Source organism: Stenotrophomonas sp. 22692 (assembly GCF_052045015.1).
Lineage (GTDB): Bacteria > Pseudomonadota > Gammaproteobacteria > Xanthomonadales > Xanthomonadaceae > Stenotrophomonas > Stenotrophomonas geniculata.
The window spans coordinates 1-3,835 of the sequence record NZ_JBQEMR010000076.1; the positions used below are offsets into that span (position 1 = coordinate 1).

2 protein-coding genes are annotated in these 3,835 nt (G+C 67.7%); one reads left to right on the plus strand and one right to left on the minus strand.

Annotated features, from left to right (window positions below):
* Nucleotides 1-168: 168 nt before the first annotated feature.
* Entirely contained in the window at nucleotides 169-603 is a 435-nt protein-coding gene (locus ACTJJM_RS21105; RefSeq protein ID WP_010485036.1) for a VOC family protein, read from the minus strand.
* Between the two features lie 338 nt (nucleotides 604-941).
* On the opposite strand from ACTJJM_RS21105, the gene ACTJJM_RS21110 reads away from it, so the two are divergent.
* Nucleotides 942-3,737: a glycoside hydrolase family 3 C-terminal domain-containing protein gene (locus ACTJJM_RS21110; protein WP_100051361.1), complete on the plus strand. Its 2,796-nt coding sequence runs from the start codon at nucleotides 942-944 to the stop codon at nucleotides 3,735-3,737.
* The last annotated feature ends 98 nt before the right edge of the window (nucleotides 3,738-3,835 follow it).

A 3,835-nucleotide genomic window follows, 5' to 3' on the forward strand; every position in this document is an offset into this window, starting at 1 on the left:
GGGGGCGTGAGCGCCATGGATGGCGCGACCGAGGCTACATGGACGTACTTGCGCCGTCCCCCGCAACCGGACCCACCCCGCCACCCCACAGGAACCCAGCTTTTGCTTCTGCTGTTGCATTGGCCGTTGCCTCTGCGGGTGCCGGGCGCAGCCCGGTCGCGCGCACTCTCACCGCCCGTGCGGATCCGGCCGGTGATGCACGTACTCGACCACCGTGCCATCGGGATGCACCGCATTGAACGCCGCCCCGGTCGGCACCACCTGCAGCGGGAAGATGATCTCGGCACCGGCCGCGACCAGTTTGTCGTGATAGGGCCGAACGTCATCGACCAGCAGCGTCCCCGTGGTCGAAGTGAATGGCGCCAGCGCCTCATCGCAACCTTCGATCAGCAGGAATGCACCGACCATCGCCAGGCGTAGGCCGGCATCGGGAAACGGGAAGCCCGCATCGGCCACCACACCCTGCAACTGCTCGTAGAACGCCACGCTGCGCTCCAGTTCGCCAGGGGCAACGAATACCCGGATCAGCACGCGTGGGCTGCGCTGGGTGGAGGTATCACAGCGGTCACGCCAGAGATGATCGAAGTCGCGGTGTATGTTCATGGGCGGGGTCCAGGGCCGGTGACACCTCATTATCGGCAGCCCCACGCGGCCTGCTGATGACCGCCGGTGATGGCCTGATAACCGCTGGCCGGGTTGCCTCTGTGACTTAGGTCCTGTTGACAGGTGTGAACGCCCTCGCACAATCTTCACAGGATTGGGTCGCCCTGCGCGGCCCGGACAGGCAGGTTGTCACGCCGGGAGGAGGGTCCCAGGCGCAGACCGGCCCGTCCTTCGGCCTGCGGGAGGTTGCCTGGCAATTCCTGCGCGGCATGAACGCTGCACCCTTCGGCGGCACTTTCCCTGGACCGATTGCCTTGGCAACGGAATTACGCCTGCCGATGAAAACGTTTACAAAGCCGCTTGCACTGTCCCTGGCCCTGTCTGTCGCACTGGCCGCCCCGGCCTGGGCTGACCCCGCCGCGTTCACCGTGCTGACCCTGGAACAGGCCCCGACCGCCGAGACGATGCCGGCCCTGGCCGCCCAGCTGAAGACCCTGCAGGTGGACGCGGTGAGCGTGCGCCAGGTGCAGCGCGGCATCGGCCAGGTCGATCCGCTGCAGGTGCTGGCCGATGGCCTGGGCTACGAGTACCGCTTCATCGCCGCCGGCAGGGACGATGGCCAGATCCAGCGCGGCCAGGCCGTGCTGACCCGGCTGCCGATCGCCGCTGAATCCGGCCCGGACCAGCCGGGCCTGAGCTACCTGCGCCTGGACGATGGCCGCCACACGGTGGCGGTCTACACCGATGCCGGTGCAGGTGCCGCGCAGCTGCCAGCGCTGGTCACCCGTTCGCGGCTGGGTGCACCGGCGGTGCTGCTCGGTGCGGTGGCCGGTGAATCGGCCAAGGCCGCAGGCTTCGATCCGGCGCGTGTCGCCCTGGAAGCCGATGCCAGCTATTTCAGCGATGGTTTCCAGGCCGCCAGCAGTGCGCCGTTCAAGCTGGAAGGCAACACCCTGCGCGCCACCCTGCTGACCCTGGCCTATGCCGCCGACAAACATGGCGACAGGCCGTGGATGGACACCACCCTCAACGCCGATGCGCGCGCTGCGCTGCTGCTGAAGGCGATGACCGAGGATGAGAAGTTCCAGATGCTGCACAGCTACTTCGGGCTGGGCAAGGACGGTGGCCCGTTGCCGGAAGGCGCGGTCGGTTCGGCCGGCTTCGTGCCGGCAGTGCCGCGCCTGGGCATTCCGTCGCAGCAGTCGGCCGATGCCGGCGTCGGCGTGACCAATCCGGGCGGCATCCGCCCCGGTGATTTCGCCACGGCGATGCCATCGGGCCCATCCACCGCATCGAGCTGGAACCGGCAGGTCGCCTTCGCGGGTGGCGCGATCATGGGCCGCGAGGCATGGCAGCAGCGCTTCAACATCCTGCTGTCGGGCAGCGTCAACCTGCAGCGTGATCCGCGCAATGGCCGCAACTTCGAATATGCCGGTGAAGATCCGCTGCTGGCCGGTTCGATGGTCGGCGCGCTGATCCAGGGCGTGCAGAGCCAGCACGTGATCTCCTCGATGAAGCACTTCGCGCTGAACGACATGGAGACCCGCCGCAACTTCCACGACGTGCGCATTGGCGAACAGGCCATGCACGAGTCGGACCTCCTGGCCTTCGAGATCGCGCTGGAAGCCGGCCGCCCGGGCGTGGCGATGTGCTCGTACAACAAGATCAACGGCACCTACGGCTGCGAGAACGGCTACCTGATGAACCAGGTGCTGAAGCAGGAATGGAAGTTCCCCGGTTTCGTGATGTCCGACTGGGGTGGCGTGCACAGCGGTTCGAAGGCGGCGCTGGCCGGCCTGGACCAGCAGTCGGCCGGCGAAGTGTTCGACGCGGCGGTGTTCTTCGATGAGCCGCTGCGCCTGGCCGTGCATGGCGGCGTGGTGCCGCAGGCGCGCCTGAATGACATGGTCGCGCGCATCCTGCGCACGATGTTCCTGCATGGCAACTTCGACAACCCGCCGCAGCACCAGAAGGTCGATGCCGAGGCCGGCTTCGCCGTCGCCCAGCGCACGGTGGAAGAGGGCAGCGTGCTGCTGCGCAATGAAGGCAACCTGCTGCCGCTGGCCGACACGGTGAAGCGCATCGTCATCATCGGTGGCCACGCCGACAAGGGCGTGATCGGTGGCGGTGGTTCGTCGATGGTGGGCGTGACCGCCAAGGGCACCAATGCGGTGCCGGGCGTGCTGCCGACCACCTGGCCGGGCCCGGTGATCTTCCACCCGTCCTCGCCGCTGGAATCGCTGCGCGCAGCGCGTCCGGACGCGACCATCGAGTACGTGGACGGCACCAACGCCGCCGCCGCGGCCAGGGCTGCCGCGCAGGCCGACGTCGCCATCGTGTTCGCCACCCAGTGGGCCGCCGAATCGGTGGATCTGCCGGACATGCAGTTGCCGGACAACCAGGACGCGCTGATCTCGGCGGTGGCCAAGGCCAACCCGAAGACGGTGCTGGTGCTGGAAACCAATGGGCCGGTGCGCACGCCATGGCTGGCGCAGGTGCCGGCGATGCTGCAGGCCTGGTACCCGGGCATCCGCGGTGGCGAAGGCATTGCCGCGCTGTTGACCGGCCAGGTCAATCCGTCCGGCCGCCTGCCGGTGACCTGGGTGGTGGACGAATCGCAGCTGCCGCGCCCGCACATCGACGGCCTCGGCTTCAAGCCGGCCAAGCCGTTCGGTGATGTGTTCGATTTCGATATCGAAGGTGCCAACGTCGGTTACAAGTGGATGGCGGCCAAGGGCCTGAAGCCCACCTTCGCGTTCGGTCATGGCCTGTCCTACACCTCGTTCGCCTATGAAAACCTCAAGGTGAGTGTGGAAGGCTCGCGCCTGGTCGCCAGCGTGGACATTCGCAACACCGGCAAGCGCGCCGGTGCCGACGTGGCCCAGCTGTACCTGAAGCTGCCGGCCGGCAGCACCACGCCGATCCGCCTGATCGGCTATGACAAGGTGACCCTGCAGCCGGGCGAACAGCGCCGCATCCGCATCGAAGCCGAGCCGAAGACGCTGGCGCACTACGATGCGCAGGCCCGCCAGTGGAAGATCGACGGCGGCACCTACCAGGTGCAGCTGTCGCGCAATGCCGCCGAGCCGCTGCAGACGGTGGACGTGCAGCTGGTGGAGCAGGTGCTGCGCTGATGCCTTGAAGACACGGCCCCGGAAGGGGCCGTGTTTGTTTGTGGGGTACCGCTGCGCTCGCCGGGCGTGGCCCGGCTCTACCAGGGCTGTGGTGATCG

Excerpts from the sequence above, each read along its gene's own strand:
- ACTJJM_RS21105 (WP_010485036.1), bottom strand. The coding sequence starts at position 603 with ATGAACATACACCGCGACTTCGATCATCTCTGGCGTGACCGCTGTGAT.
- ACTJJM_RS21110 (WP_100051361.1), top strand. The coding sequence starts at position 942 with ATGAAAACGTTTACAAAGCCGCTTGCACTGTCCCTGGCCCTGTCTGTC.